Origin of the sequence: Novosphingobium kaempferiae (assembly GCF_021227995.1) — a bacterium.
Taxonomy (GTDB): Bacteria; Pseudomonadota; Alphaproteobacteria; order Sphingomonadales; family Sphingomonadaceae; genus Novosphingobium; species Novosphingobium kaempferiae.
The window spans coordinates 3,311,479-3,338,002 of record NZ_CP089301.1; the positions used below are offsets into that span (position 1 = coordinate 3,311,479).

At 68.2% G+C, this 26,524-nt stretch carries 26 protein-coding genes; 16 read left to right on the plus strand and 10 right to left on the minus strand.

Annotated elements, in window-relative coordinates; translation table 11 throughout:
* Positions 1-83 precede the first annotated feature (83 nt).
* Positions 84-929 (minus strand): glutathione-dependent disulfide-bond oxidoreductase, encoded by an 846-nt coding sequence (gene yghU / locus LO787_RS15070; RefSeq protein ID WP_232491826.1) that lies wholly within the window; start codon positions 927-929, stop codon positions 84-86.
* 204 nt (positions 930-1,133) lie between these two features.
* Between yghU and LO787_RS15075 the strand changes: the two genes are divergently transcribed.
* The gene (locus LO787_RS15075; RefSeq protein WP_232491827.1) at positions 1,134-1,727 is read left to right on the plus strand and encodes a DUF7700 domain-containing protein; all 594 of its coding nucleotides are present in this window, start codon (positions 1,134-1,136) and stop codon (positions 1,725-1,727) included.
* A gap of 32 nt (positions 1,728-1,759) precedes the next feature.
* On the opposite strand, the gene LO787_RS15080 is transcribed toward LO787_RS15075, so the two are convergent.
* Together LO787_RS15080 and LO787_RS15085 are read right to left on the minus strand one after the other, a co-directional pair.
* Complete coding sequence (locus tag LO787_RS15080; RefSeq protein WP_232491828.1) at positions 1,760-2,860, minus strand: branched-chain amino acid aminotransferase; 1,101 nt, start codon at positions 2,858-2,860, stop codon at positions 1,760-1,762.
* A 647-nt stretch (positions 2,861-3,507) separates the two neighbouring features.
* Positions 3,508-4,065: a hypothetical protein gene (locus LO787_RS15085; RefSeq protein ID WP_232491829.1), complete on the minus strand. Its 558-nt coding sequence runs from the start codon at positions 4,063-4,065 to the stop codon at positions 3,508-3,510.
* 49 nt (positions 4,066-4,114) lie between these two features.
* On the opposite strand from LO787_RS15085, the gene LO787_RS15090 reads away from it, so the two are divergent.
* The 9 genes from LO787_RS15090 to LO787_RS15130 all read left to right on the plus strand — a co-directional run bounded on the left by LO787_RS15090 (position 4,115) and on the right by LO787_RS15130 (position 10,416).
* The gene (locus LO787_RS15090; RefSeq protein ID WP_232491830.1) at positions 4,115-4,903 is read left to right on the plus strand and encodes a TlyA family RNA methyltransferase; all 789 of its coding nucleotides are present in this window, start codon (positions 4,115-4,117) and stop codon (positions 4,901-4,903) included.
* Positions 4,904-5,021: 118 nt separating this feature from the next.
* Entirely contained in the window at positions 5,022-5,576 is a 555-nt protein-coding gene (locus tag LO787_RS15095) for a TspO/MBR family protein (protein WP_232491831.1), read from the plus strand.
* 42 nt (positions 5,577-5,618) lie between these two features.
* Entirely contained in the window at positions 5,619-5,870 is a 252-nt protein-coding gene (locus tag LO787_RS15100) for an accessory factor UbiK family protein (protein ID WP_232491832.1), read from the plus strand.
* 79 nt (positions 5,871-5,949) lie between these two features.
* Positions 5,950-6,240: a hypothetical protein gene (locus LO787_RS15105; protein ID WP_232496332.1), complete on the plus strand. Its 291-nt coding sequence runs from the start codon at positions 5,950-5,952 to the stop codon at positions 6,238-6,240.
* 27 nt (positions 6,241-6,267) lie between these two features.
* Entirely contained in the window at positions 6,268-6,873 is a 606-nt protein-coding gene (recO, locus tag LO787_RS15110; protein WP_232491833.1) for a DNA repair protein RecO, read from the plus strand.
* Between the two features lie 10 nt (positions 6,874-6,883).
* Positions 6,884-7,927, plus strand: coding sequence for a 3-isopropylmalate dehydrogenase (gene leuB, locus LO787_RS15115; protein WP_232491834.1), 1,044 nt, complete (start codon positions 6,884-6,886; stop codon positions 7,925-7,927).
* Between the two features lie 57 nt (positions 7,928-7,984).
* Complete coding sequence (locus LO787_RS15120) at positions 7,985-9,181, plus strand: glycosyltransferase (RefSeq protein ID WP_232491835.1); 1,197 nt, start codon at positions 7,985-7,987, stop codon at positions 9,179-9,181.
* Positions 9,182-9,213: 32 nt separating this feature from the next.
* The gene (locus tag LO787_RS15125) at positions 9,214-9,795 is read left to right on the plus strand and encodes a DUF2238 domain-containing protein (RefSeq protein WP_476739350.1); all 582 of its coding nucleotides are present in this window, start codon (positions 9,214-9,216) and stop codon (positions 9,793-9,795) included.
* 135 nt (positions 9,796-9,930) lie between these two features.
* Complete coding sequence (locus tag LO787_RS15130; RefSeq protein ID WP_232491837.1) at positions 9,931-10,416, plus strand: hypothetical protein; 486 nt, start codon at positions 9,931-9,933, stop codon at positions 10,414-10,416.
* A 35-nt stretch (positions 10,417-10,451) separates the two neighbouring features.
* Here the strand turns inward: LO787_RS15130 and LO787_RS15135 are convergent, their stop codons facing one another.
* Positions 10,452-11,732: a phospholipid carrier-dependent glycosyltransferase gene (locus LO787_RS15135; protein WP_232491838.1), complete on the minus strand. Its 1,281-nt coding sequence runs from the start codon at positions 11,730-11,732 to the stop codon at positions 10,452-10,454.
* 97 nt (positions 11,733-11,829) lie between these two features.
* Here LO787_RS15135 and LO787_RS15140 point away from each other — a divergent pair, with 97 nt between their 5' ends.
* From LO787_RS15140 to LO787_RS15155, 4 genes are all read left to right on the plus strand, one after another.
* Positions 11,830-13,038, plus strand: a complete 1,209-nt coding sequence (locus LO787_RS15140; protein ID WP_232491839.1) for a trans-sulfuration enzyme family protein — start codon at positions 11,830-11,832, stop codon at positions 13,036-13,038.
* Positions 13,039-13,251: 213 nt separating this feature from the next.
* The gene (apaG, locus tag LO787_RS15145) at positions 13,252-13,650 is read left to right on the plus strand and encodes a Co2+/Mg2+ efflux protein ApaG (RefSeq protein ID WP_232491840.1); all 399 of its coding nucleotides are present in this window, start codon (positions 13,252-13,254) and stop codon (positions 13,648-13,650) included.
* Positions 13,651-13,714: 64 nt separating this feature from the next.
* Complete coding sequence (locus LO787_RS15150) at positions 13,715-14,524, plus strand: LysR family transcriptional regulator (protein WP_232491841.1); 810 nt, start codon at positions 13,715-13,717, stop codon at positions 14,522-14,524.
* Between the two features lie 64 nt (positions 14,525-14,588).
* Positions 14,589-15,833 carry a hypothetical protein gene (locus LO787_RS15155; RefSeq protein ID WP_232491842.1) on the plus strand — a complete coding sequence of 415 codons (1,245 nt, stop codon included), beginning with the start codon at positions 14,589-14,591 and terminating at the stop codon, positions 15,831-15,833.
* 6 nt (positions 15,834-15,839) lie between these two features.
* On the opposite strand, the gene LO787_RS15160 is transcribed toward LO787_RS15155, so the two are convergent.
* The 6 genes from LO787_RS15160 to LO787_RS15185 are packed head-to-tail and all read right to left on the minus strand — an operon-like array spanning position 15,840 to position 22,268.
* Positions 15,840-16,463: a NeuD/PglB/VioB family sugar acetyltransferase gene (locus LO787_RS15160; protein WP_232491843.1), complete on the minus strand. Its 624-nt coding sequence runs from the start codon at positions 16,461-16,463 to the stop codon at positions 15,840-15,842.
* Positions 16,456-17,325, minus strand: a complete 870-nt coding sequence (locus LO787_RS15165) for a glucosamine kinase nucleotide-binding domain-containing protein (RefSeq protein ID WP_232491844.1) — start codon at positions 17,323-17,325, stop codon at positions 16,456-16,458. The genes LO787_RS15160 and LO787_RS15165 overlap by 8 nt, the downstream gene beginning before the upstream one ends.
* Entirely contained in the window at positions 17,322-18,995 is a 1,674-nt protein-coding gene (dld, locus tag LO787_RS15170; RefSeq protein ID WP_232491845.1) for a D-lactate dehydrogenase, read from the minus strand. The genes LO787_RS15165 and dld overlap by 4 nt, the downstream gene beginning before the upstream one ends.
* Before the next feature lie 17 nt (positions 18,996-19,012).
* Entirely contained in the window at positions 19,013-20,089 is a 1,077-nt protein-coding gene (locus tag LO787_RS15175) for a beta-N-acetylglucosaminidase domain-containing protein (protein ID WP_232491846.1), read from the minus strand.
* The gene (gene nagA / locus LO787_RS15180) at positions 20,086-21,249 is read right to left on the minus strand and encodes an N-acetylglucosamine-6-phosphate deacetylase (RefSeq protein WP_232491847.1); all 1,164 of its coding nucleotides are present in this window, start codon (positions 21,247-21,249) and stop codon (positions 20,086-20,088) included. Before nagA ends, LO787_RS15175 begins: the two co-directional genes overlap by 4 nt.
* The gene (locus LO787_RS15185) at positions 21,246-22,268 is read right to left on the minus strand and encodes an SIS domain-containing protein (protein WP_232491848.1); all 1,023 of its coding nucleotides are present in this window, start codon (positions 22,266-22,268) and stop codon (positions 21,246-21,248) included. The genes nagA and LO787_RS15185 overlap by 4 nt, the downstream gene beginning before the upstream one ends.
* A gap of 202 nt (positions 22,269-22,470) precedes the next feature.
* On the opposite strand from LO787_RS15185, the gene LO787_RS15190 reads away from it, so the two are divergent.
* Together LO787_RS15190 and LO787_RS15195 are read left to right on the plus strand one after the other, a co-directional pair.
* Complete coding sequence (locus LO787_RS15190) at positions 22,471-23,568, plus strand: anhydro-N-acetylmuramic acid kinase (protein WP_232491849.1); 1,098 nt, start codon at positions 22,471-22,473, stop codon at positions 23,566-23,568.
* A gap of 152 nt (positions 23,569-23,720) precedes the next feature.
* Positions 23,721-26,432, plus strand: coding sequence for a TonB-dependent receptor plug domain-containing protein (locus LO787_RS15195; protein ID WP_232491850.1), 2,712 nt, complete (start codon positions 23,721-23,723; stop codon positions 26,430-26,432).
* The last annotated feature ends 92 nt before the right edge of the window (positions 26,433-26,524 follow it).

Sequence of the window (26,524 nt, forward strand, 5' to 3'; positions counted from 1 at the left end):
GCGCTGCCTTTGCGGAGAGGGGCGCTTAGCGGTTTGTCCCGGCGCTGGGAAGGGGTTTCCGCAGCGCCGGGCACATCATTTTCTCAGACGTTGAGAACCGCGTCGATGTCGGCGGCGGTGTGGCGTTCGCGCACGAAGCCTTCGCCGTTGCGGTTGACGATGCGGCCGCGACGGACGGGTTCGCGCTCGCCCAGTTCCTCGCCCCAGCGCACCAGGTTGGTGTAGCTGCCCACGTCCAGGAAGGTGCTGGCGTCGCCGTATGCGTCGCCCCGCACGAGGCCGCCGAACCAGCCGTAGGCGGCCATGTCGGCGATGCTGTACTCGTCACCCGCGAGGTAGCGCGTTTCGGCGAGGCGCTTGTCGGCGACGTCGAGGATGCGCTTGGTTTCCATCGTGTAGCGGTCGATCGGGTACTGGTACTTCTCCGGCGCGTAGGCGTAGAAATGGCCGAAGCCGCCGCCGATCATCGGTGCGGTGGACATCTGCCACATCAGCCAGTTCATGCACTCGGTCCGCGCGGAGCCGGAGGCGGGCAGGAACGTGCCGAACTTCTCGGCGAGGTGGAACAGGATCGAGCCCGATTCGAAGACGCGCACCGGTTCCGGGCCGGAGACGTCGAGCAGGGCGGGGATCTTGGAGTTCGGGTTGATGTCCACGAAGCCGGACGAGAACTGGTCGCTGTCGGAGATCGAGATCAGCCAGGCGTCGTACTCGGCCGCGTATCCGGCGGCGAGCAGCTCCTCGAGCATGATCGTGACCTTCTGGCCGTTCGGTGTGCCGAGCGAATAGAGCTGGAAGGGATGGTCGCCGCGCGGCAGTTCGCGCTCGAAGCGGGCACCGGCGGTGGGACGGTTGATGGCAGCGAACTCGCCACCGTTGGGCTGGTCCCAGGTCCAGACCTTGGGCGGCGTGTAAGTGAGATCGGCCATGCGGGAATGCTCCTCGGGAGGGGGAAAGACGGGCCACAGGTAGGTTCGCCCCTCTGCACCGACAAGGCTCGCGCAGGGCAAAATGACGCTTCGTCTGGACGTTCGATCAAGGTGCGAACATTGACAGGGCTGCGGGCTGCGGGTGCTATCCGCCTATCGATCACGGAGCCGGGGATTCCGGTCGTATCGACGGGAGAGAGCACCATGACCGCCACCATCGCCGCCGTTCCGCCGCCTTTGGGAAACCGGACCGTCGAGACGATCCGAGGGCAGCACCACCGCTTCATGCTGATCCCGATGATCGAGCGTCACGCGCGCTGGTTCGAGGCGGGGCCGGTGTCGATCGCCGTAGAGGCGCGGGCGCTGGGCGACTCGCCGCAGCGCATGGTGCGCGGGCCGAGCATCCATGTCTTCAATGCGGCGCGGACCGAGGAGTACCTGCGCTTCGATGTCTTCGGGAAGGTGCTGCACTACCACTACATTCTCAATGCAGAGGGGCACAATGTGCTCTGGGGCTACGACCCGGACGTCAACGGGCCGATGATCCCGTGGGTGGTCACCGCCTTGCGCGAGCGGCTGCCGGTCATGCTGCGGCGCGCAGGGGCGTCGGTGCTAGCGGATGAAGTGGAGCAGCAGGGCTGGGACACCTCGGTCCTGCCCGAAGTCGCGAGGGAGGCGACGGCGGCGCTCGCCCCGCGCGATGACGACATGGTGCGGGCGCGCGAGGGGATGGACTGGATGTACGAATGGAAGCGCATCCACCCGCAGTTCAACACGGTGGGGGAGGGGGAGTACTGAAGCTCCCCCTCATCGTGGCCCCGTCATCATGATCAGCCGATCTTGCGGATCCAGCCGTGGGTGTCCGGCGCTTCGCCGCGCTGGATGGAGACGAGGCGGTTCTTGAGCTTGCCCGTCAGCTGGCCAGGGCCGCCGGAGCCGATGGTGAACTCGCCGTCGCGGCCCGAGACCTTGCCGACCGGGGTGACCACCGCGGCGGTGCCGCAGGCGAAGGTCTCCACCAGCTTGCCCGAGGTTGCGTCGGCGCGCCACTGGTCGAGGCTGTAGCGGCCTTCCTTGACGGTCAGCCCTTCCTCGCGGGCGAGCTGGAGCAGGCTGTCGCGGGTGATGCCGGGCAGGATCGTGCCGGTCAGTTCGGGCGTCAGCAGGGTGCCGTCGTCGAACGCGAAGTAGAGGTTCATGCCGCCCAGTTCCTCGATCCACTTGTGCTCGGCGGCGTCGAGGAAGACGACCTGGTCATGACCGCGTGCGATGGCTTCGGCCTGGGGGACGAGGCTGGCGGCGTAATTGCCACCGCACTTGGCCGCGCCGGTGCCGCCGGGCGCTGCACGGGTATAGTCCGAAACCCAGATCGAGACGGCAGGCGCGCCCGACTTGAAGTAGTTGCCCGCCGGGCTGGCGATGACGATGAACTTGTACTGCTTGGCCGGACGGACGCCGAGGAATGCCTCGGTCGCGATCATGAACGGGCGCAGGTAAAGCGAGGCTCCTTCGCCCGCCGGGATCCATTCGCGGTCGAGCTGGACGAGCTTCTCGATCGCTTCGACGAACACGGCTTCGGGCAGCGAGGGCATTGCGAGGCGCTCGGCCGACATGTTGAAGCGTGCAGCGTTGGCCTCGGGACGGAACAGCGCGATGGCGCCATCGGCCTGCTTGTAGGCCTTCAGGCCCTCGAAGATTTCCTGCGCGTAGTGCAGCACCGACGCGGCAGGGTCGAGCGGGATGGGTTGGCGCGGGCCGATCACCGCATCGTGCCAGCCTTTGCCCTCGGTCCAGTCGATCGTCACCATGTGGTCGGTGAAGTTGGTGCCGAAGCCCGGATTCGCGAGCACCGCGGCGCGCGCTTCTGCGCTGACGGGGGCGGGGTGGGCGAGGGTGGTGAAGGTCAGGCCGGCATCGGCGATAGTCGCCATCGAACACATCCTTAAGTCTGCAACAGATTGCGCCGTTGAACGAAAATTTCACGGAATGCAACCCGTAAGCAATATTGCTTCTCGTGCATCGACTATTAGCACGATGGGCCGGGGAGGCAAATGCGTGTGAGCATGGCAGAAATCATGCAGCACAAATGAGAAGGGCCGCACCGGCTTGCCGGTACGGCCCTTCGCATGGTCAGCGGCCGGGAAGTGCCGCCAGCGAAGCCTTTATCGCTTGTATATCAGCGATAATGCCTCACGACGGAAATTGCCGACCTCTCTGCTGAACCATGAGACATCGGATCACCTCCTTTCGCGCTGTTTAGCCATAATGCGTCACCTCTGGCGACTGGGATTTCGGATGGTCCGGGGCGCGTATCCCTGGTTCCGTCGTCTTGAGAAAAATGTGGTCCATTCCGCAGCGCACAACAAGTCTTGAATTGATTTTTTTTGCCGTCATGATCGGGACTTCCGGCCAGTTATCCCCAGCCGCGCGGTGACTTGAAAACGCTGCTTTTGGGGGTTCCCGAGTGCGGCCTGAATACTTGCCGACATTGATGCGTAGCAGACTCGCGCTGCGACGAGTTTCGGGTGATTCCGCACCTCAAACCCGCTCCGGCTGAGCCGGTCGGAGCCTCGTCAGTTCAGCGGCAATCCTCGATCACGCGCGAAATTTCGGTCCAACTCGGCAGGTAGAGCGTGGGCTCGCCCGTTACTGCGACGGCGAAGCGTCCACGGCTGAACGCCATCGCGTCGAGCACGGAGTCGCGGGCGGGCAGGGTGGCGACGATGCCGCGGGGAGTGGCCGTGCCCGTCAGCGAGCGCGATCCGGTGGCGGTGGTGATCGAGATCGCGACCTGCCCGGAACGCGGCGAACCGCCCCGGACCAGCGTGACGGTGCGCGCGGCGTCGCACTGGACGATGAACTGGCCACCTCCGAACGTCGCGCCCGAAGCGCTGCCGTTTCCGCCGTAAGTCCAGCTTCCGGGGCTCTGCGGGGCGTCGCGCCAGTCGGCGACGGGCGGGGCGGGCGGAGGCGCCGGGCGCGTGGGCCGGGGGGCAGGCGCGGCCGTCGGCGTGGGGGCGGGGGTGGCGCTCGGCGGGGGCGGGACGCAGCCGGCCAGCATCGCCGTGGAAAGGGCGCCGATCACGAGGAGGGACGGGAAAACGGAGCGGGCGCGGTCGCGCGGATTTGCCTTCATGCCCTTGGTATGGAATGAGGCGCGGCCCATCTCAAGTGCGTACCTGCCCATGACCGACCCGCTTCCGCCCCGCTCCATCGAAAAGAAACCCGCCTCCAAGGCTGCAAAGACAAGGGTGGACCAGTTGCTGGTCGACCGTGGCCTTGCCGAAAGCCGTACACGTGCGCAGGCGCTGGTGCTGGCGGGGCTCGTGTTTTCGGGCGAGACGAAGATCGCCAAGCCTGGGCAGTCGGTGAAGGAGGACGCGCCCATCGAAGTGCGCGGGCGCGATCATCCCTGGGTGTCACGCGGCGGGATCAAGCTGGCCCATGCGATCGAGCACTTCGGCCTCGATCCGAAGGGCGCCATCGCGATGGACATCGGCAGCTCGACCGGCGGCTTCACCGACGTACTGCTGACCAACGGCGCGGAGCGGGTCTTCGCGGTCGATTCGGGCACCAACCAGCTTGCGTGGAAACTGCGCACCGATCCGCGCGTGACCGTGCTGGAGCAGACCAGCGCGCGTATCCTGACGCCCGAGCAGATCGACGCGCCGTGCGACTGGGTGGTCTGCGATGCCAGCTTCATCGGGCTCGCCAAGGTGCTCGAAGTGCCGTTGCGCCTTGCCGCGCCGCGCTGCCGGGTGGTGGCGCTCATCAAGCCGCAGTTCGAGGTCGGTCGCGGCGAAGTGGGCAAGGGCGGCGTCGTGCGCGATCCGGCACTTCACGCGCGCGTCTGCGAGGAAGTGCGGACCTGGCTGGAGGGGGGCGGCTGGGAAATCCAGGGCATCGTCGAGAGCCCGATCAAGGGCCCCGAAGGCAATATAGAGTTTCTCGTTTCGGCACACCGCGGACACTGACGCCACGTCAACGATTGCGCCGAGGCGCGGCGCGTACCACAAATCGCGCTGTTCCTAGGTAAATTCCTGATTCGGGATATGCTCGCGCAGATGAATTCGTCGAAATGAACCTGTCGAAATGAACCTTCTGGCGTCTTCGGGTCAGTTGCGGGCCAGCCTCATGCGCTGGCTGCTGGTGTGCGTGCCGCTCGTCGTCCTGCTCGGTTTCCTCTCGGGCACGCTGGCAGGGAGCGGGCCGGGCAATCCGTGGTTCGACGAACTGGTGAAGCCCGCCGTCTATCCGCCGCGCGCGACCTTCGGGATCGTCTGGACCGTGCTCTACGTGATGATGGGCGTGGCGTTCGCGATGATCCTCGCAGCGCGCGGCGCGCGGGGGCGCGGAATCGCGGCACTAGCTTTCGTCATCCAGTTCGCTTTGAACCTCGCGTGGTCGCCGCTGTTCTTCGGCGCCCATATGATGAGCGCGGCGCTGGTGCTGATCGCCGTCATGCTGCTCGCGGCGATCGTGACGACGGTGCTGTTCGCCCGCGTCCGCCCGATGGCGGCGGCGCTGCTGGTGCCTTACCTGCTGTGGCTGGTCTTCGCGACTTACCTCAACTTCGCGTTCCTGCAGGCCAATCCGGGCATGGACGGCGTGAAGCGGTCGGGCGCGGTAGAGCGGTTCGACATCTGATCCCCTCTTGCGCAGCGCCTTCGTCCGCTCCATTTAGCCTGCATGCAAAGCGAAAACCCCTTCGTCGCCGACTTCGCCAAGATGTTGAACAGCGCCGCCGGCACTCTTGCCGGCATGGGGCGCGAAGCCCGCGACAGCGCGCGTGAGCGCGTGAAGGAGTTCATGGGCGACATGGACTTCGTCAGCCGCGAGGAATTCGACGCGGTGAAGGAACTCGCCGCCACCGCCCGCGCCGAGACCGAGTCGCTCAAGGCTCGCCTCGACGCGGTTGAGGCGAAGCTCGCCGCCAACTGATCGACCGGCGATGTGTGCGCGGGGAACGTTTCTCGCGCATGCCGGGTTGAGCATCGTGAAGCCCATCGAGAGGGACACGATGTTCACGCAGCTCAATCCCACCATTCCGCTCCACGTCGTCGGCAAGGGCGATGGCTATGCCATCGGCATGATCGACTACGGGCAGGAGCACAATCTGATCTGGGTCACGGCGCTCGACAATTCGGGCGAGATCTGGTGCGCGCCCAACCAGACCGTCCGTCTCGGCCGCAACTGGACGATGGGTCGGGCGGAAAATCCGCTCATCACCAAGGACAAGCAGACTGAGGGCGAGCAGGCTGGGCGCGAGCCCTGCGCCGACTGCGCCCCCGTTCAGGACGTTTGCAACTGACGCGCTGACGCTCCAGAGGAGAGCGCGATGCATTTTCGCGCCTCTGCTCTGGTCTGCGCCGCCCTGCCGCATGGCGAAACCGCCGTCATCGCGCGGCTGCTGACCGCCGAGCACGGCCTTGTCGCCGCCTTCGTCGCCGGGGGCAGGGGGCGCGAACTTCGGCCCGTGCTGATCCCCGGCAACACGGTGGAGGCTGACGTCCGCTCGAAATCCGAGACGCAGCTGCCCTTTGCCCGCATCGAACTGCTCCAGAGCCGCGCGCCGTGGATCACCGAGCCGCTGCCTGCCGCCGCGATCGGCTGGGTGACGGCGCTCGCCGCCTCCGTCCTGCCCGAGCGGCAGCCGTTTCCCGCGCTGTTCGAGGCATTGTCCGGCCTTCTCGAAGCGATCTGCGTCGCGCCGTCCGCGCGGGGCTGGGCGATGGGGCTGCTGCGCTACGAAGTGCTGGTGCTGCGCGAGCTCGGCTACGGGGCGCGGATCAGGCGCCCGCCCGAGGGGGACTGGCCCGCGCTGCTCGACACCTTCGACGCCATCGGGCGCGAATTGGGGCGCTACCCGCTTGCCGATCGCCGCAGAGACGTTATGGCGGCGCGCACCCTGCTGCGCGAGCGGCTGGCACGGATCGGAAGCTGAGGAAACGACTATGCGCATCGCTGTTTTTGCCGGAGACGGAATCGGCCCCGAAGTGACTGCCGAGGCGGTGCGCGTGCTGGAAGCGCTGAACATCGACGGTCTCGAACTGGTCGAAGGCGACGTCGGTGGCGCGGCCTATCGCAAGCACGGCCACCCGCTGCCGGCTGAGACGCTGGACATCGCGCGCTCGGCCGATGCGGTGCTGTTCGGCGCGGTGGGCGACTTCTCGCTCGACCATCTGGAGCGCGCGCTGCGTCCGGAACAGGCCGTGCTGGGGCTGCGCAAGGAACTGGGCCTCTTCGCCAACCTGCGCCCCGCGACGGTTTTCAAGGGCCTCGAAGACCTCTCCACCCTGCGCCCCGAAGTCTCGGGCAAGATCGACCTGCTCATCGTGCGTGAACTCAACGGCGACGTGTACTTCGGCGAGAAGGGCACCCGCACGCTGGAGGACGGCCGCCGTCAGGGCTGGGACATGATGTCCTACGCCGAGGACGAAGTGCGCCGCATCGCCCACGCCGGTTTCAAGGCCGCGCAGGGCCGCAACAAGAAGCTGTGCTCGGTCGACAAGGCCAACGTGCTGGAGACCTCGCAGCTGTGGCGCGACGTGGTGATCGAGGTCTCGGCCGAGTATCCCGACGTCGAACTGACTCACATGTACGTCGACAACGCGGCGATGCAGCTGGTGAAGAACCCCGGCGCGTTCGACGTGATCGTCACCGGCAACCTCTTCGGTGACATCCTTTCCGATCAGGCCAGCATGTGCGTGGGCTCGATCGGCCTTCTGGCGTCGGCCAGCCTCGCCGAAGGCACCTTCGGCCTCTACGAGCCGATCCACGGCTCCGCCCCGGACATCGCGGGCAAGGGCCTTGCCAACCCGATGGCGACGATCCTTTCGGCTGCCATGCTGCTGCGCCACTCCTTCGGTCTCGAGGCCGAGGCGGCCCGTATCGAGGCGGCTGTCGCGGGCGCGCTGGCGGACGGGATCAAGGGCGGCGACCTTGGCGGTTCGGCGGGCACGAAGGAAATCGGTGACGCCGTCGTCGCACGGCTGTAAGAGTTGCGCCGACACGCAATAATCGTTTCTTGACGTTTACCACATAAAACAGGGCGCATGAACATTTCGACTTCCGACCTCGCGCAGGCCGCAGATGCCGCCGTTCAGGCCGTTTCGCCGCAGGCGAAGCCGCTCGAACTGGCGGTCGTCCTGCCGACCTACAACGAGCGCAAGAACATCGCGACGATGATCGAGCGACTCGACAAGGCGCTCGCCGGGATCGCCTGGGAAGCCATCTACGTCGACGACAACAGCCCCGACGGCACTTCCGACGAAGCGCGTCGCCTGTCGCTGATCGACCCGCGCGTGCGCTGCATCCAGCGCATCGGCCGTCGCGGCCTCGCCAGCGCCGCGATCGAGGGCATGTGCTCCACCGCCGCGCCCGTCGTCGCCGTCATGGACGCCGACCACCAGCACGATCCGGCGCTGCTGCCGGGCATGCTCCGCTCGATCACCTCGGGCGAGTACGACCTCGCCTACGCCTCGCGCTTCGCCGAGGGCGCAAGCACCGAGGCATGGGGCCGTCCCGACCGCGTGAAGGCGTCGGGCCTTGCGAACCGCATCGCCAACAAGGTGACGGGCGTCGAACTGACCGACCCGATGAGCGGCTTCTTCATGCTGCGCACCCAGACCCTGCGTGCCGACGCGCACCGCCTTTCGGGCGTCGGCTTCAAGATCCTGCTCGACATCCTGGCGACGGTGGAGACCCCGCTGCGCGTCAAGGAATTCCCCCTCAATTTCGCCGCGCGAGCAGAAGGCGAAAGCAAGCTGGACCAGACCGTCGTGTTCGAATTCCTCGTGGGCCTTTACGACAAGTGGCTTGGCCGGATCATCCCGACCCGCTTCGCGCTGTTCGGCACCGTGGGCGCGATGGGCGTCGTGGTGCAGCTGGCCGCGCTGTGGGTGATGCTCCACCTCGTCTTCGGCGAGCGCTTCGTCATGGGCAACTGGTCGGAGAGCATGACCTTCAACATCGCGAACACCATCGCCGCGATGGTCGCGATGACGTTCAACTTCGTGCTCAACAACGAACTGACCTATTCCGACAAGCGCCTGCGCGGCTTCGGCCCGGTCATGCGCGGCTGGGCGCAGTTCGCGATCACCTGCTCGCTGGGCCTGCTGACCAACGTCGGCTCGGCGGCGCTGCTCAAGAACATCGGCATGCACAGCGGCGTCGCTGTCATCACCGGCATCGTGCTGGGTTCGGTGTTCAACTTCGCGCTGTCGTCGAAGTTCGTCTGGGGCAAGTACTGATCGCGAACCGCAACCAGGCGGTTCTGCTGGGGCTGACGGCGCTCTGGGCGCTCGTCAGCCTCATCGATTCTCCCTACCCGAGCCTCGCGCCGCTGCAGAACCTGCCGACGCTGGTGATCGTGGCAGGCATCTGGCTGGCGCTGCGGCGCTGGCCGATGCCGACGAGCGCGATCGCCTGCGCCTGCCTGTTCCTGTGGCTGCACACGCTGGGCGGGCGCTACATCTATTCCTTCGTCCCCTACGAGGACTGGGCGCGCGCGGTCGGGTTGCCGTCTCCCGCAACAACGCTGGGACTGTCCCGCAATTCGTGGGACCGGCTGGTCCATTTCAGCTTCGGAGCCTGCTGGGTCCATCCGATTTCGACGTGGCTATCACGCCACCGCCGCCTGTCCGCGGCGCTCGCCACCTACATCGCGGTAGAGTTCGTGCTGGCGGGCAGCGCGATCTACGAGATCTTCGAGTGGCTGCTGACGGTGTTCATGGCCGGCCCCGACGCGCTCGCCTACAACGGGCAGCAGGGCGATCCGTGGGATCCGCAGAAGGACATGGCGCTTGCCGGAATCGGTGCGGTTCTGGCCGCGGCATTCCTGCGCCTGCGCGCGTCTTGGGCGTGAACGCGCGCCGTAACTTTCGATTCAAGTAAAAGTTCTGTCATTAGTCGGCGCGCGCAAGTCGTTCGTCGGGAATCGACTTGTGGAATCTCCTGTGCTCGTCTTTTGGCGCGCGATCAGATTACGGGAGAAGCAGGGATGATCTTTCACGTTTCCATCGACGCGCGCGATCCGTGCCATGTCGCGCATGTCCTCGCCGAGCTGTTTGGCGGCAAGGCGACGCCGTTTCCGCCGGTCGCGGAGGGCAGCTGGCTGGCGCATGCCGGTGATGATCGCAACACGCTGGTTGAAGTCTATCCGCGCGGCACGCAGCTGATCGAAGCACCGGGCGATGCCGATGCGCTCGGCGTGCCGGGCGACGGCGGGCTGACCGCCACGCACTTCGCGATGGCGACTCGCCGGTCCCAGGCCGAGGTCTTCGCCATCGCCATGCGCGAGGGCTGGCCCGCCAAATACCGCAAGCGCGGCGGCGCGTTCGGCGTGATCGAGCTGTGGCTGGAGGGCGACCGCATGGTCGAGGTGCTCACCGAGGCGATGCAGCGCGAATACCTCGGCGCGATGAAGCTGGACGACTGGACCGCCATGCTCGCGCAGGGCGACGAGCGCCGCCGCGTCGCGGCCTGAGCGGACCCCGGCGGTGATGGCGTGTCAGGGCGCCGTCACCGCCAGCTCGGCAGCCACATCCAGAAGTTGTAGGCATCCTTGAACGGCAGCGGCCAGCCCGAGATGATCGGGTAGAACACCACGAACAGCGCCAGCGACAGCCCGAAGGTCCACTTCGCGACGAGCCGCCAGCGGTCGCGCCGGTCCCACAGGCTGTCCAGAGCCATCGCCAGCAGCGCCATCAGGAACGCGCCGGGCAGCAGGTAGTGGTAGTAGAACTGCACCGGCTTGCCGTTGACCGCCCAGACCAGCACGCAACTTGCGTAGAGCACCGCGAAGAACAGCGCGTCCCAGCGGCGGCGCATGGTGATGGCCCACAAGCTCCAGAAGAAAGAGGCGAGGCCTGCGATCATCGCCAGCGGGTTGCCCAGCATCACGATCCCGCGATGTGCGCCGTCGACGTTCTCGAACAGATACCAGATGCCGCGCCAGTCGATGATCCACTGGTACCAGAAGGTCTTGTAGGGGTGCGGCTTCTTCACGCTGTCCTGCAGGCGGACCATCAGTTCGTGCTGCTCGATGAAGCCGGTGGGCGAGACCGCATGGTGCGGGTAGTACATCGCCGGGATGTAGGTGGCCCAGTAGACCGCGATCGGGAACAGGCCGAGCCACACTGCCGCTTCGATCAGGCTGATCCCCTTGATCGGCCCCGCGCCGCGCCGCCCGATGAGGACCGGCCCGGTATCGGCGATCCGCATGACGAGGAAGGCGAGGCCCGGCATCGCCAGCGCCGGGGCGCCGCTCCACTTCGCGCCCAGCGACAGGCCCAATGCGAGGCCGCTCAGGATGAGGTGGAGGCGCGCCACTCCCGTGCGCTTCGCCCGCCACGCGGCGGCGAACTGCCACAGGCCGGTCATGCACAGCCCCCCCGAGATCATGTCGAGCATGGCGATGCGGCTCTGCACGAACCACATGAAGTTCACCGCCAGCAGCGCCGTCGCGAGGATCGTGACGCGGTGGAGGCGCGTGACGTGCCAGACCAGCCGCGCGAAGGCGAAGAGGCCGAGCCCGCCGAACAGCGCCGGGCCAAGCCGCCACGCCAGCGGCCTGTCGCCCATCAGATGGATGAACGCGGCGATCACTTCCTTGCCGAACAGCGGATGCTCGCGGTTGGCGGGGATCAGGTCCAGCAGCTTGAGCGCGGCGGGAACGTAGTGGACTTCGTCGAAATAGTAGCGCGTCGGCGTGCCGAGCCGCCACAGCACGAGCGCCTCGAACGCCGCGACGATGAGCAGGCACCAGCCGAGCGGGTCGCGATTCTGACGAGTGAGAGGCATTGGATGCGCGGATAAAAGGCTCGGCGGCTTTCGGCAAGCGGGGTTGCGCTTTACGGCTCCTTGCGCTCGGCCCCGCGCGCCCGTAGAGGCTTGCGCCATGAAACGCACCACCGGACAGGACCGCAGCCAGACCCGCAACTGGCGTCCCGCAACCCGCGCGATCCGCGGAGGCACCTGGCGCTCGGAAATGGGCGAGACCAGCGAGGCGCTGTTCCTGACCTCGGGCTACAGCTACGACGATGCCGCCACGGTCGCCGCCCGTTTCCAGGGTGAGCAGGACGGCATGACCTACTCGCGCCTGCAGAACCCGACGGTGGCGATGCTGGAGGAGCGCATCGCCCTCCTCGAAGGCGCGGAGGCGTGCCGCACGCAGGCCACCGGCATGGCGGCGATGACGGCGGCGCTGCTGTGCCAGCTTTCGGCGGGCGACCACATGGTGAGCGCGCGCGCCGCCTTCGGTTCGTGCCGCTGGCTGGGCGACCACCTGCTGCCGCGCTTCGGCGTGGAGGTGACGCTCGTCGATGCGGGCGACACGGCGCAGTGGGAGGCGGCGATCCGTCCGAACACCAAGGTATTCTTCTTCGAGACCCCAGCCAACCCGACGATGGGCGTGGCCGACCTTGCCGCCATCGCCGAGATCGCCAAGGCGCACGGCATCACCACGGTGGTCGACAATGCCTTCTGTTCGCCCGCGCTCCAGCGGCCGATGGAATTCGGCATCGACGTCGTGGCCTATTCGGCGACCAAGCTGATGGACGGGCAGGGCCGCGTGCTGGCCGGCGCCGTCTGCGGCTCGGAGCAGTTCATCAACGACGTGCTGCTGCCGTTCCAGCGCAACACCGGGCCGAACCTCTCGCCGTTCAACGCCTGGGTCGTGCTCAAGGGCCTCGAAACGCTGGACCTGCGCGCCAGGAAGCAAAGCGAGAACGCGCTGGCGCTGGGCAAGTTCATGGAAGATCGCGTGCCCACGATCCTGCATCCCTGGCTCGACAGCCACCCGGCGCAGGCGCTGGCGATGAAGCAGATGGACGCCTGCGGGCCGATCTTCTCCTTCGTGCTCGACGGCGGGCGCGAGCAGGCGCACGGCCTTCTCGACGCGCTGCAACTGATCGACATCTCGAACAACATCGGCGACTCGCGCTCGCTGATGTGCCACCCGGCCTCGACCACGCACCACAACATGGGGCCGGAAGGGCGCGAGGCCATGGGCATCGGCGAGGGCATGCTGCGCATCAACGTCGGGCTCGAGGATATCGACGATCTGATCGAGGACATGGACCAGGCGCTGAAGGCGGTGGGTCTCTGAATCCGGCATAAGACGCTGGGGCTTCGACCCTTCGACAAGCTCAGGGTGAGCGGAGGTAATGTAAAAGCCTCTCAATCCCGCTCAGGCTGAGCTTGTCGAAGCCCCCGGCGACGGGGCACCCCATCACCCAACCCGTCGTTGCACACACCGAAGGAACTGGTGCATTTCTACACGGTTGTAGCCTGCATCAATCGTGGCTAGGTTGCCCCCGTCATGAAGGAACTGTTCCAGCATAGCGCCATCACCGACGGCCTTACCGTTCGCGTCGCCGTCAATTTCCTGCCCGAGCAATCGCGCATCGAGGCGGGGAAGTGGTTCTGGGTGTACCATATCCGGATCGAGAACGAGACGGACCACACCCTCCAGCTCATGACCCGCCACTGGCGCATCACCGACGCCACCGGCAAGGTCGACGTGGTGGAGGGAGAGGGCGTCGTCGGCGAACAGCCGGTGCTCGAACCCGGCCGCAGCCACGACTACGTCTCGGGCTGCCCGCTTTCGACGCCGCAGGGCTCGATGGAGGGGTACTACACCTTCCGCCGTGACGACGGGTACGAGTTCCGGGCCAACATCCCGTTCTTCCCGCTCGCCGCGCCCGCCACCGCAGGCTGATCCTAAAGCGCTGTTTCTTGCGCGGGCGCTTGCCTGTGCGATGCCCCGCGCATAGGGAAGCGGCATGAAGCGCACGCATCTGCCCCTCAACGCCCTGCGCGTCTTCGACGCGGCGGCGCGCCACCTTTCCTTTACCCGCGCGGCGGACGAACTGGCGGTGACGCCTGCCGCCGTCGGCCAGCAGATCCGCGCGCTGGAAGACCTGCTCGGCGTGGTGCTGTTCCGCCGCACCAGCAAGGGCCTCGAGCTGACCGAGGAGGCGAGCGGCGGCCTTGCCGCCCTGCGCACCGGGTTTCTCCATTTCGAGGATGCCGTGCAGGCGATGCAGGCGGGCCAGTCCAGCCACGTCTACACCATCGCCTGCCCGCGCGAGTTCTTCGCCGCCTGGCTCGCGCCGCGCCTCGCCGCGTTCCGCGCCGCCAATCCGCAGGTGCGCTACGTCCTCGTCGACGGCGAGATGACCGACTTCACCGAGGCGAACCTGGACCTCGCGGTGCGCTGGACCGATGGTCCGGGCGATCTCGAAGGCATTTCGCTCGGCACCGCCGAGTGGGTCGAGGTCGGCAGCGGCGACTGGATCGGCTGGCCGGGCGACCCCGAGCCGGAAGGTGAGGGCCCGGAAGGTGAGGGCGAGGAAGCCAAGCCGCCGATCATGGTCAGCGATGCCGGACAGGCCATCGCCGCCGCGCTTGCGGGCATGGGCCGTGCGCATATCCCGGCGCTGCTGGCGGCGGGCGTCGCGGGCAATGGCCGGGCGGACCTGATCGGCGAGGCGGTTGCCTGCCGCCGCGCCTACTGGCTCGTCGCGCCGGTGCCGCAGTGGCGGCAGAAGAAGGTCAAGGAACTCGTCGCGGCGCTTACCGCCGGGGCGTAGTCCCCTCGATTGACGCTCCGCCGGGCCGCGCTCACTCTACCGATGGAGTAGAGAGGAGGCGAGGATGGCGAAGCGTGCGTGGAAGCTGCTGGGACTGGCGGCGCTGGCGATGGCGGCGATGCCGTCCGGCGCACGCGCACAGGATAGCGCAGCTTCGCCGGTGGAAGGCTGGGACGCCTTCGTCGATTCGCTGCGGGGCCTGCCCGAGCGCATGCTGGCGAAGCTGCCCGAGGCCATGCGCAACGACCCGCAGATCCGCGCAGAGATCGGCCGCATCGCGCTGGAAGCGGTGGCCAGTTCCTCGATCGAGGCGCTCGGGTCGGACCCGATGGCCCCGACATTCCTTCCCGCCATCGGGCAGGTGCTGAACGTCGGCCAGCCGAACGCGGACACGGTCTACAAGGTGGCGGCAATCGATCCGGGGCAGAGCTATCGCATCTCCGGGCGCAAGGGTGCCGCGACGCTGGCGGTGATCGCGCAAGTCCTGCGTGGCAGCAATGCGCGCCCGCACCTCGACCTCTCGACGCTGAAGACGGATGGGGAGGGGCGCTATTCCGTCCTCGTCGGGGCGGCCCGGCCGGAAGGATACGACGGCGATTTCTGGCAACTCGAACCGCAGACGCGCCGCCTGATGCTGCGCGTCGTCAGTTCCGACTGGAGCCATGAGCAGCAGCCCACCGTCACTATCGAGCGCGTCGGTGGCACCGGGCGTGCGCGTCCTTCCGCAGCCGACCTCACCGCGCGGCTCAAGGCGTTGCCCACCGCCATCGACACCATCGCGCCGATGTTCGTCGCCACCGTGCAGAAGCTGGCGGACGAGGGCTATGTGAACCGCTTCAAGGTGATGGTCCCGCCCGAAGGCGCGCTGCAATCGCAGTTCTACTACGACGGCGTGTTCGACATCGCCGAGGACGAGGCGCTGATCGTCGAGTCGGACATTCCCAAGACCTGCCGCTACCGCTCGCTGATCCTGACGAACGCGCTCTACGAGACCATCGACTGGACCAACAACCATTCCAGCCTGAACGCCGCGCAGGCTCAGCCGGACAGCGACGGGCGACTGCGGATCGTCGTCTCGGCGAAGGATCCGGGGGTAAGGAACTGGCTCGACACTGCGGGCTATCCGCGCGGGATCATCCAGGGGCGCTGGACCGGGTGCGACAGCCAGCCGATCCCCTCGCTGACCAAGGTGAAGCTCAGGGATCTGGCGAAGGCGCTGCCGAAGGACGTGGCGCGGGTCACGCCGCAGGAGCGCGAAGCCATCGTGCGCGAGCGCAACCGGGCCTATCAGGAGCGGGCGTTGTGGTGAGGACCGCTATGGCGCAGCGACATCCCGCGCCGGGATGCCGACGACCGTCGCGCCCGCAGCCACGTCGCGGATGACCACGGCGCCCGCGCCGACCACCGCGCCGTGCCCGATCTCCAGCCCCTGTATCACCGAAGCCGAGAGGCCCACGAAGGCGTCTTCGCGCACCTGCACGCAGCCCGCGAGGCGCACGCCGGGGCAGATGTTGGCGAAGGCTTCGACCACGCAGTCGTGATCGACCACCGCGGCATGGTTGACGATGGCCCCGGCCTCGATCCGCGCGCGCGGGCCGAGGATTGCGCCTGCGAGGACCATGGCTCCCGGCGCGATGGTCGCGCTTGGGGACACCACGGCGGCGGGGTGGATCACTGCCGCGAACTCGGCGCCCCTTGCGGCGAGGCTGTCGGAAATCGCGCGGCGCTGGGTGTTGGAGCCGCAGGCGACGACGAAGCGCATGCCCTCGACCGGGCAGGCATCCAGCGGCCCGAGCGGCGGGCAGTCGAGCAAGGTTGCGGGCGATCCCGGCTCCACCGTCGCGTATCCGGCGACGTGGTGGCCCGCCAGCACGGCCGCCTCGTAGACGACCGAGGCATGCTGGCCGCTGCCGCCCGCGACGATGACGAGATCAGGCATCCGCCGGCACGTACCCCGCCAGTCGCAGCGCGCCGTCGAGCGAATCGCCGAGGGCTTCGCTCAGGCGCGACACCGTGCGGGCGCGCAGCCACGGCTTCATGCGTGGGGCGAGGCCGCCGACGAGGGTGCAGCGCGTCGCGCCGCGTTCGAAGATCGTCTCGATGAAGCGCTCGATATGGCCCGCCGCGTTCTCGACGATGGAGCGGGCGATGGCGTCGTCGGCCTCGGCATAGTCCATGACGAGCGGGGCGAAGGTGCCGTAGTCGCGCGGGGTGGCGTGGTCCATCCAGGCGATGGCCTGCGCGGTGTCATGCTCGAAGCGTTCGGTGACGGCGGCGCTGAGCGGGGTCTTGCGGGTCCGCCCGTCGAGCGCGCGCAGGGCGTGGCGCATGGCGGAGAGGCCGAGCGCGGCGCCGCTGCCCTCGTCGGAGATCGGGAAGCCGTAGCCGCCGATGGTGAACTCGCGCCCCTCGACACGAAGCTGCGCCGCGCTGCCGGTGCCGATGATGAGGATCGCGCCGTCCTGCCCGCCGTGCGCGCCGAGGTTGGCGATCTGCGCGTCGGTGGCATAGGCGACCGAGGCGAAGCCGAAGTCGAGTTCCGCCAGCGCCTCGCGCACGCCGGGCCGGGTGATGCCCGCGATGCCCATGCCCGCGCGCACGGTGGAGCGCTGTTCGGGCGAGAGGCCCGCCTGTGCGACGGCCTGATCGGCGGTGTCCTTCAGCGTCTCGTAGAGCGCCTCGATGCCGATGCGCGCGTTGGCGGTGCCGGAGCGGCCCTCGCCGATCACGGCCCCGGCGGCATCGATCAGTCTGGCACGGCAGTTGCTGCCGCCTGCGTCGATGCCGAGGAAATAGGTCATGGATGATCTCCGCTGCCCGCCCAGTCGCGCGCCTTGGGCGTGTGACCGATGCCGGGGTTGAGCTGGTTGCGCGGGTCTATGCTGCGGTAGAAGTCCGCAAGCTCCTCGCGCGCGATGTAGAGGTGGCCGACGTTGTGCTCGGCCGGATACTGCGCCCCGCGTGCGTCGAGCAGCTTCCACAGCGCATGCTCGTAGGCGAGAGGGTCGGTGCCCTTGCGGACGATGTAGTCCTGGTGGAACACCTGGCAGAAGAAGTGCCCGTAGTAGAGCGTGTGGATCGACTGCGCGGCAAGGCTGTCGGGCAGGTGCTCCACCCACTCCTGCGTGTTGCGGGGCAGGGCGACGTCGAGGGCGACGATGTCCTCCACCTCGTCGCGATGGACCGCGCGGTAGCGCACCGCCGCGCCCGCCGCGACGAAGCGGTGGAGGAAGGCCTTGGCGGCCTCCTGCGCCGTGCATTCGAAGTGCGCGCCAGGGAACAGGCGGGCGAGCAGGGCGCGGGTGTCGGCGGCCTGATCGCGCGAGACCTTGAGGATGAGGTGATGCTCGAAGCGGGCGCGGTATTCGCGCATCCGGGGCGGCAGGTGATCGGGCAGCAGGCGACCCGCCCACTGCATCAGCCGGTCCGATATCCCATCGCCGAATGTCCCGTCGAAGCGGGACTTGGCGGCGAACAGGGCGGGGAGGCGGTCGGTCCCCAGCTTCTCGATGGCGACGAACATGTCGCGCCCGTAGCGGTCGGCCACGTCGAAGGCGTCGGCGTGCATGTATTCGCCCGCGATGGGCGGCACCGCGAAGTCGCGCAGCATCGTGCGGCGCAGTTCGGTCAGCGGCCCGGGCACGGTGGCGCCGAGGTAGAAGGTGGCGGTCTCGTCCTCGCGCGCGAAGGTGTCGAGGCGGACGGCGAAGACGATCAGCTTGCCCGCGCTTCCCGCCGCTTCGTAGAGGCAGCGCGGGTCGGCGTTGAAGCGGGCGGGCACGTCGCTGTCGATGTCGCGGACGTGGCAGACGTAGTCGTGGTCGTGCGCGCGGCGGTCGGCGGCGGGGTCGATGTCGGCTTCGGTGTAGTCGCCCCGGTCGAGGCGGGCGAGGATCGTCTCCGGCGCGTCGCCCAGCGCGATGCCGAGGTGGTTGACGAGGTGCAGCGTGCCGTCGCGCTCGACCTGCGCGTAGAGCGCCATCTCGGTATAGGCGGGGCCGCGCCGTACCAGCGAGCCGCCCGAATTGTTGCACACGCCGCCCACCACCGAGGCGCCGAGGCAGGACGAGCCGATCACCGAATGCGGCTCGCGCCCGTAGGGACGCAGCGCCTGCTCCAGCCGGTTGAGCGTGGTGCCCGGCATGCACAGCACCTGATCGCCGCCGCGGATCACCTTCAGCGCCGAGAGCCGCGTCGTGCTTATGATGACGAGGCCGCCGGGATAGTCCGCCCCGTCGGGGGTCGAGCCGCCGGTCAGCCCGGTGTTCGATGCCTGGACGATGATCGACACGTCGGCCGCCACGCAGGTCTGCGCCGCGCGCCAGAATTCGAGGAGCGAGCCCGGCCGCACGACCGCCAGCGCCGGGCCTTCGCCGGTGCGGTAGCCCTTGCGGTAGCGGGCGGTGGCTCGGGGGGAGGTGAGCACATGCCGCTTGCCGACCGCTTCGCGCAGGCGGTTCATCAGGTCCATGGCGTGCTCCCCCTCGATCATTGCGTCTGCACCTCGTCGTCGGTCATCAGGTCGTCCCCGTCGAGCCAGCGCAGGATCTCGCGCGCGGCGGGGTGGTCGAGCGCGGCATAGCGCGCCCGCAGCCGATCCGCACGCGGTCCCAGCCGCTCCTGCCCGACATCCTGCAATGCTGCGATGTCCTGCTGCAGCATGAGCGCGAAGTCCGCGCCCAGCAGCCGCTCCGCTGCCGCCGCGAAGGCCGCGCCATAGGCGTAGCCGTCACCCTGTTCGTAGACCATCGGCAGGGTCAGCGCCGGGATGCAGCCAAGGTGCGCCTGGATCGCCGGATTGACCGCGTGGCCGGTGACATGCGCCGCCGCCTTCGCGCTGCGCCCGGTGAAGGCGCGCAGGTGGAGGAAGCGCGACATGCGCGCGCCGTCGTTCACCGGCCAGTTGTCCCACAGGCAGACCGGCCGCCCCAGTTCGCCCGCCACCCGCTCCAGATGCGCGGGCTCGATCGCCTTCGAGCAGACTTCCTCGCCGGTCCAGTAGACCTGCACCGCCGGGTCGAGCGCACGGCCGAGATCGGCGAGGTAGTTCGCTGGGCGCTGGCCGAACACGAGGTCCAGCACCGGATCGTCGGAATAATAGGTCGGGCAGGTGTAGACCCGTGCCGCCCGCGTCAGCCCGGCGCAGAAGTTCACGACTTCCGCCTGCCGCGCCGCCAGTTCGGGCATGTCGCCGCGCAGGTCGTCGAACAGCACGCAGAGGTCGTCCACGCCGATCGCGTCGAGGTCGGCGACGCGGCGGGTGAGGTCGGCGCGGGCCTCGTCGTCGAAGGGATGCGTCGATCCCACCGGCGTCAGCGCCATGCCGAAGCGCATCCCCGCACCGCGCACCTGCGCCGAGAGTCGCGCCAGCGCCTCGGTCTGTGCCGCCTCGTGCCCGCGCCGCCATTCGCGCCGCAGCGGCCGGTCGGCCTTGGGGCCGTAATGGTAGAAGGCATAGCCCGCATCGGCGAGCGCCTGCACCACGTAGCCGCGTTCCGCCTCGTCCCAGATCCGCCCGAAACGGCCTTCGACGAGCCCCAGTTCAGGAACCTGTCCCGACGTCATTCGCGATGATCCGCGCGCGCGCCGCCGATCCACGTCGCGGTGACGTGGCGCGCCTCGTCCAGATGGACGAGATCGGCGCGCAGGCCCGGTGCGATGGCGCCGGTCTCATGGTCGAGGCGCAGGAACTTCGCGGGATTGCCGCTCGCCATGCGTGATGCGGCGACGATGTCGCAGCCCAGCATGTCCATGGCGTTGCGGAAGGCCTGCGCCATCGTCAACGCCGATCCCGCCAGCGTGCCGTCGGGGCCGCGACAGGTGCCGTCGACGACGGCGATGTCCTGCCCCATCAGCGTGAAGCGGTTGCTGCGACCCCCCACCGGCGGCATCGCGTCGGTGACGAGCATCGCGCCCTCCACCCCGCGTGCCAGCAGCGCCACGCGTAGCGCGGCGGGATGGACGTGGAGGCCGTCGACGATCAGGCCGAAGTGGCTCGCGCGGTCCTCCAGCGCGGCGCCGACCATGCCCGGCTCGCGGCTGAGGAACTGCGTCATCGCGTTGAACAGGTGGGTGAAGCCGACCAGCCCTTCGGCAAGCGCCGCGCGGGTCTGCGCGTAGTCGGCAAGGCTGTGCCCGGCGCAGACCAGCACGCCCGCGTCGGCGAGCGCGCGCACCGCACCCTCGGGCGCGAGTTCGGGGGCGAGCGTCACCACGCGGCGGCCCACGGTCGGCGCGGCGAGCCGGGCGACGACCTGCGCGTCCACCGCGCTGAAGCGGCCCGCATCGTGGATGCCCTTCTTCACGGGATTGAGGTGCGGCCCCTCGATATGGACGCCGAGCACGCCGGGCACGCCCGCGTGGAGCGCGGCCTCGCCCGCCGCGATGGCGGCCTCGACCACGGGGGCGTAGTCGCTGATGAGGGTGGGCAGCAGGCCGGTGGTGCCGTAGCGGCGGTGCGCCTCGGTGATGGCGCGGATGCCCTCGACATCGGGCATGTCGTTGAACAGCACGTCGCCGCCGCCGTTGACCTGGGTGTCGATGAAGCCGGGCAGCAGCCAGCCGCCGCCAAGGTCATGGCGCGCGCAATCCGCAGGCAGGTCGTCGGGCGCGGAGATGCCCGCGATGCGGCCGCCGTCGAGGACGAGCGCCTTGCCTTCCACCACTTCGCCCGCGAAGACGATGCGCGCGCCGGTAAGCGCGGTCAGTCCATCCGGAGCGGTCATAGCGTGCGCGTCACCTTGTTGAGGTGCGGCGGGCTATCCGGGTTGCGCCCGCGCGAGAGGGAGAGCGCTTCGGCCAGCCCATAGAAGCTCTGGATCTGGGCGATCGCGCCGATGACCGGATGGACGTCGGTGGCGAAGGGCAGGATCGTGCCGGCGGGCGCGATGTCCTCCGGCAATCCGGCGGCGATCACGCTGGCCCCGCGCGCGGCGAAGTCGTCCAGCCGCTCGCGCAGGCCGGTGCGCGCGACGTCGAGCGGGGCGAGCACCAGCACCGGGTCGCCTGCGCCCACCAGCGTCATCGGGCCATGCGCCACTTCGGCGCTGCTGAAGGCTTCCGCATGCAGGCTCGATGTCTCCTTCAGCTTGAGCGCGGCTTCGCCCGCGATCGGCAGCGTCGGGCCGCGACCGAGGACGAGCATCTCGCTCGCCTGCTGTAGCAGCGGCACCGCCACGGTCCAGTCGGCAACGGCGGCCTGTTCAAGCACGTCGCCCACGCTGTCGAGCGCGGCGAGCAGCGCCTCGTCCCGGCTCCACTCGGCGACGAGGTGGGTGAGGGCGACGAGCGTGCAGACGAAGCTCTTGGTCGCCGCGACGCTGGTTTCCGGCCCGGCGTGGACGGGAATGACGATCTCGGCCAGTTCGGCCAGCGGCGATGCCGTGTCGTTGACGATAGCGATCACCACCGCCCCCTTGTCGCGCGCGTCCTGCGCGGCGGCGATGAGGTCGGGGCTGCGGCCCGACTGCGAGATCGCGATCAGCGGCACGTTCGCGAAGTGCGGCGAGGTCGCATGATAGAGCGAGCCGACCGAGGGCGCATGGCTGAGCGTCGGCACGCCCGCGTGCGTCTCCAGCAGGAACTTGGCGAAGGCCGCTGCCTGGTCCGAACTGCCGCGCGCGAGGGTGGCGGCGAAGGGAGGGGCGAGGTCGCGCAGGCGGGCTCCGGCCTCGCGGACCAGACCGGTATTCGCTCGGAGCTGTTCGGCGGCGCGTGAAGGCGCTTCACGGGCCTCTCGGGCCATCTGTGTGGACCCTTGGGCGGCTCTAGGTGTCGTTGAGTGCATCGTCTGTGCTGATACCAGTTCGCCTGTTTTGCACAAGTGGCATTAAATTGGTTTTGTAATATTGCAGTTCGATGATACCGGTTTGGTGCCGACGGGTTCCTTGCAGGGCTCGAGTCTGCCGCCCGATGATGGCGGCGGCATGTCGGCGGGAGGCCATGACATGCTGGTTCTGGGATACATGAGCGGGACGTCGCTGGACGGCGTCGACGCGGCGCTGGTCGAGACGGACGGGGAGCGGATCGCGGGTTTCGGGCCGGGTTTCCTGTCGCCCTACACCGACACCGAGCGCGCCACGGTGGAGCGCGCGACCGCCGATGCTTTGGCGTGGAACGGCTACGGCCCTGCGCCCGCAAGCTTCGCGGCGGCGGAGGCGGTCGTCCATGAAGTACACATGCGGGCGGCGCGCGAAGTGATCGCGCAGGCCGGGCAGCGGCCCGATCTCGTCGGTTTCCACGGGCAGACCGTGCTGCATCGGCCCGAGCGGCAGTTGTCGGTCCAGCTTGGCGATGCCGGGCGGCTGGCCGATGCGCTGGGCGCGCTGGTGGTGGCCGGGATGCGGCAGGACGATCTCATGGCAGGCGGGCAGGGCGCGCCGCTCGTTCCGGCCTATCACGCGGCGCTCGCGGCGCGGCTTGGGCTGGCGGGGCCGGTGGCGTTCCTCAATCTCGGAGGGGTGGCAAACGTCACGTTCATCGGCTCCGACGGCGGGCTGGTGGCCTTCGATACCGGGCCGGCCAACGGGCTGATCGACCAGGTCGTGCAGGCGCGCGGGGCCGGGCGCTACGACGATGGCGGGCGGTTCGCGGCGGCGGGGCGCGTGGATGCGGGCGTGCTGGCGGACCTGCTCGCGCACGAGCATTTCCGTGGAGAAGGGCCGAAGTCGCTTGACCGCTACGACTTTCCGCTCGAATGGGCCGACGCCTGCTTGCTGGAGGATGCGGCGGCGACGTTGACGGCGTTCACCGCGGATTCCGTGGCGCTGGCGGCAGCAAGCCTGCCGGAAGTGCCGCGGCTCTGGGTGGTCTGCGGTGGCGGGTGTCACAACCCGGTGCTCATGCAGGCGCTGCGCGACCGGCTCGGCGTCTGCCGCACGGCGGACGAGCTGGGCCTGCGCAGCGACTTCGTGGAGGCGGAGGCGATGGCCTTCCTCGCGGCCCGCTCGCTGCGCGGACTGCCGCTGACCTATCCGGACACCACCGGGGTCGCGGCTCCGCTCACCGGCGGCACCCTCTGGCGGCCGGAGGCAGTACCGGCCTGATATAGAACCAATATCATACCGGTACTTTACAAATCCAAACAGGTATGGTCAGTGCCAAAATCCAGCAAAACCGCCATCGAATCCTCGGGCCGCACACAAGAAAAGCGGATGGCGGCTGGGTTCAGGGAATTCGGAATATGAAGGGAAATCCGATGGTTAAGTTCAACAGGAATGCCGTCGCCATGGCCGCGCTCACCGCCGCCCTGGCTCACGCGCCCGCCTATGCGCAGACCGCCGACGATTCGGCCACCGGCAGCGACATCGTCGTCACCGGCACCCGCATCTCGCTGCCCGGCGTCAAGTCGAGCAGCCCGATCGCCTCGACCGGGGAAGAGCAGATCAAGCTCCAGTCGGCGCTGACCATCGAAGACTTCTCGACCAAGATTCCCCAGCTTTCCGGCGGTGTTCGCCAGGGTTCGCAGGGCAGCGACGCATTCGGCGCGCAAGTCCTCGAACTGCGCAACTTCGGCCAGAGCCGCTCGCTGGTGCTGATCGACGGCACCCGCGCCGCGCCCTTCAGCTTCCGCAACTCGGTGGACGTGAACTCGATCCCCGCCTCGCTCATCAAGCGCACTGACGTGCTGACCGGCGGCGCGGCTGCGGTCTACGGCGCCGACGCGGTCGCGGGCGTGGTCAACTTCATCCTCAACGACGAGTTCGAGGGCCTTCGCGGCACCGCGACCAGCCGCCTCTCGACCCACGGCGGCGCGCAGTACGGCGGCTCGATCATGCTGGGCACCGGCCTCGGCGATCGCGGCAACCTCGTCATCGCGGCGGACTACACGCAGCGCGACCTGATCCGCGCCGGCCAGCGCGACTGGGCCGAGACCCCGAACCAGACCATTCCGAGCATCGGCGGCGTCTTCACCGACGTGGCGAGCGGCCGCAAGTTCGGCTTCACCGACGACGGCGCGTTCACCACCAACCCCTCGGCGACCTCAAACGTGTCGGACCAGTATCCGCTGGTCTCGCCGCTCAAGCGCATCAACGTCGCCGCGCTCTACAAGTACGAGGTCACGCCGCAGGTCGAGGTCTACGGCCGCGCGATGTACACCAACACCCGCACGACCGAGACCGGCACCCCAGGCGCGACGCCGGTGTCGGTGAACCGCACCGTCTCGATCAACCAGAACAACCCGTTCCTCACCGACGCGATCCGCAACCAGCTGACGTTCGTGAACGGCACGGCGCAGGTGAACGTCTCGCGCTCGCTCGCCGAACTCGGCCTGATCGAGTACCACACCGAGCGCAACACGCTGCAGCTCCAGACCGGCCTGCGCGGGCCGCTGACCGATGCGGTCAAGTGGAACGTCTATGCCCAGTACGGCCGCTCGACCGAGAACACGCTGATCACCGGTGACGGCCTCGTCGCCAACAATGCGGGCGCGAACAACTTCGCCTCGATCGTGAACACGGTGAACATCTTCGGCCCCAACTCGGACGGGCTTGCCGCGGCGCTGGGCACGCCGATCAACGGCTTCAACCGCAAGCGCGACCAGTTCGTCGCCGCCGCGACGCTGAGCGGCACGCTGGAGGAGCTGTTCTCGCTGCCCGCCGGTCCGATCGGCTTCGCGGTGGGCGTCGAGTACCGTCGCGAGACCGCCGACATCGACCAGGACACCGCGCTGCTGACCGGCAACACCTACCGCCAGGGCGTGCAGGCGGCCTACAGCGGCTCGTTCGACGTCAAGGAACTCTACGGCGAAGTGCTGATCCCGGTGCTGCATGACCTGCCGCTGATCCGCAAGCTGGACGTCGGCGGCGCCTACCGCCTGTCGGACTACAACCTGTTCGGCACCCACGGCACCTGGAAGGTCGAGGGCAACTGGGAAGTCGACAGCAACGTGCGCGTTCGCGGCACGTACCAGCGCGTGCTGCGCACCCCGAACTTCGGCGAATTCGCGGGCGGCGTCTCCTCGCTGCCGTTCAGCAACCTCGTCACCGTCGACCGGCTGAAGCCGCGCTACGGCGGCGATCCGTGCGTGCTGGGCACCGGCAATGCCGAGCAGTGCGCCCGGTTCGGCGCGCCGCCGGTGGGTTCGGCCAACTCCAACGCCGCGAACTACCTGACGGGCAACTATTACTACGGCGGCAACCCGGACCTGAAGCCGGAGACCGGCTACACGACCACTGCCGGCGTCGTCATCACCCCGACCTTCGTGCCGGGCCTGACCGTCACCGTCGACTGGTACGAGCTTGACCTCAAGGGCGCAGTCGGCGTGATCCAGCCGATCGCGGCCATCACCAGCTGCTACATCACCAACCCGACCGCCGGTAACCCACTGTGCGGCCTCGTGACCCGCAACGCCGACGGCACCTTCAAGGATGCCTTCGTCAACAACCAGAACCTCGGGCGCCTGCTGCAGCGCGGCCTCGACATCTCGGCCAGCTACACGCTGCGCCAGGACTGGCTGCCGGGCGAGGGCCTGCGCCTGAGCTATCAGGGCAACGTCGTCACCTCGTACAAGATCCAGGCGAACTCCACCGTCGCCGCGGTCCAGTGCAAGGGCACGTTCGGCGCCACCTGTTCGAGCGACGGCACCACGCTGGTGCAGCCGGACTACCGCCACACGGTCGGCCTCGGCATGCTGCTCGATAAGGGCGTGATCCAGTTTGACTGGCAGCGCATCGGCAAGGTGCGGTCGAGCACCGTCGGTTCGACCGAGACGCTCTCTGCCCAGAACACCTTCGACCTGTCGGCCTCGTATGACTTCGTCGAGGGCGTGACGATGACCGCAGGCGTCTACAACCTGTTCGACAAGACTCCCCCCCGCGTGTCGACGGGCGGTGTGTTCAACACCTTCCCCGACACCTACGACATCCTCGGGCGCACGATCGGCCTTTCGCTGACCGCGCACATCTGAGGAGCATTCCCACCCTGACGCGGCGCCCGGTCACTTCTCCTCCGACCGGGCGCCCGTTTTTTCGGGTCGGGATTGAAATGCACGAAATTTCG

Bases quoted from the DNA above. Each gene is read 5' to 3' on its own strand.
- dld (WP_232491845.1), bottom strand. From the start codon at position 18,995: ATGGACCTGATGAACCGCCTGCGCGAAGCGGTCGGCAAGCGGCATGTG.
- LO787_RS15080 (WP_232491828.1), bottom strand. From the start codon at position 2,860: ATGGCGACTATCGCCGATGCCGGCCTGACCTTCACCACCCTCGCCCAC.
- LO787_RS15085 (WP_232491829.1), bottom strand. From the start codon at position 4,065: ATGAAGGCAAATCCGCGCGACCGCGCCCGCTCCGTTTTCCCGTCCCTC.
- LO787_RS15175 (WP_232491846.1), bottom strand. From the start codon at position 20,089: ATGACGTCGGGACAGGTTCCTGAACTGGGGCTCGTCGAAGGCCGTTTC.
- leuB (WP_232491834.1), top strand. From the start codon at position 6,884: ATGCGCATCGCTGTTTTTGCCGGAGACGGAATCGGCCCCGAAGTGACT.
- LO787_RS15090 (WP_232491830.1), top strand. From the start codon at position 4,115: ATGACCGACCCGCTTCCGCCCCGCTCCATCGAAAAGAAACCCGCCTCC.
- recO (WP_232491833.1), top strand. From the start codon at position 6,268: ATGCATTTTCGCGCCTCTGCTCTGGTCTGCGCCGCCCTGCCGCATGGC.
- yghU (WP_232491826.1), bottom strand. From the start codon at position 929: ATGGCCGATCTCACTTACACGCCGCCCAAGGTCTGGACCTGGGACCAG.
- LO787_RS15100 (WP_232491832.1), top strand. From the start codon at position 5,619: ATGCAAAGCGAAAACCCCTTCGTCGCCGACTTCGCCAAGATGTTGAAC.
- LO787_RS15105 (WP_232496332.1), top strand. From the start codon at position 5,950: ATGTTCACGCAGCTCAATCCCACCATTCCGCTCCACGTCGTCGGCAAG.
- nagA (WP_232491847.1), bottom strand. From the start codon at position 21,249: ATGACCGCTCCGGATGGACTGACCGCGCTTACCGGCGCGCGCATCGTC.
- LO787_RS15075 (WP_232491827.1), top strand. From the start codon at position 1,134: ATGACCGCCACCATCGCCGCCGTTCCGCCGCCTTTGGGAAACCGGACC.
- LO787_RS15135 (WP_232491838.1), bottom strand. From the start codon at position 11,732: ATGCCTCTCACTCGTCAGAATCGCGACCCGCTCGGCTGGTGCCTGCTC.
- LO787_RS15130 (WP_232491837.1), top strand. From the start codon at position 9,931: ATGATCTTTCACGTTTCCATCGACGCGCGCGATCCGTGCCATGTCGCG.
- LO787_RS15195 (WP_232491850.1), top strand. From the start codon at position 23,721: ATGGTTAAGTTCAACAGGAATGCCGTCGCCATGGCCGCGCTCACCGCC.
- LO787_RS15160 (WP_232491843.1), bottom strand. From the start codon at position 16,463: ATGCCTGATCTCGTCATCGTCGCGGGCGGCAGCGGCCAGCATGCCTCG.
- LO787_RS15185 (WP_232491848.1), bottom strand. From the start codon at position 22,268: ATGGCCCGAGAGGCCCGTGAAGCGCCTTCACGCGCCGCCGAACAGCTC.
- LO787_RS15150 (WP_232491841.1), top strand. From the start codon at position 13,715: ATGAAGCGCACGCATCTGCCCCTCAACGCCCTGCGCGTCTTCGACGCG.
- LO787_RS15140 (WP_232491839.1), top strand. From the start codon at position 11,830: ATGAAACGCACCACCGGACAGGACCGCAGCCAGACCCGCAACTGGCGT.
- apaG (WP_232491840.1), top strand. From the start codon at position 13,252: ATGAAGGAACTGTTCCAGCATAGCGCCATCACCGACGGCCTTACCGTT.
- LO787_RS15155 (WP_232491842.1), top strand. From the start codon at position 14,589: ATGGCGAAGCGTGCGTGGAAGCTGCTGGGACTGGCGGCGCTGGCGATG.
- LO787_RS15190 (WP_232491849.1), top strand. From the start codon at position 22,471: ATGCTGGTTCTGGGATACATGAGCGGGACGTCGCTGGACGGCGTCGAC.
- LO787_RS15165 (WP_232491844.1), bottom strand. From the start codon at position 17,325: ATGACCTATTTCCTCGGCATCGACGCAGGCGGCAGCAACTGCCGTGCC.
- LO787_RS15120 (WP_232491835.1), top strand. From the start codon at position 7,985: ATGAACATTTCGACTTCCGACCTCGCGCAGGCCGCAGATGCCGCCGTT.
- LO787_RS15095 (WP_232491831.1), top strand. From the start codon at position 5,022: ATGAACCTTCTGGCGTCTTCGGGTCAGTTGCGGGCCAGCCTCATGCGC.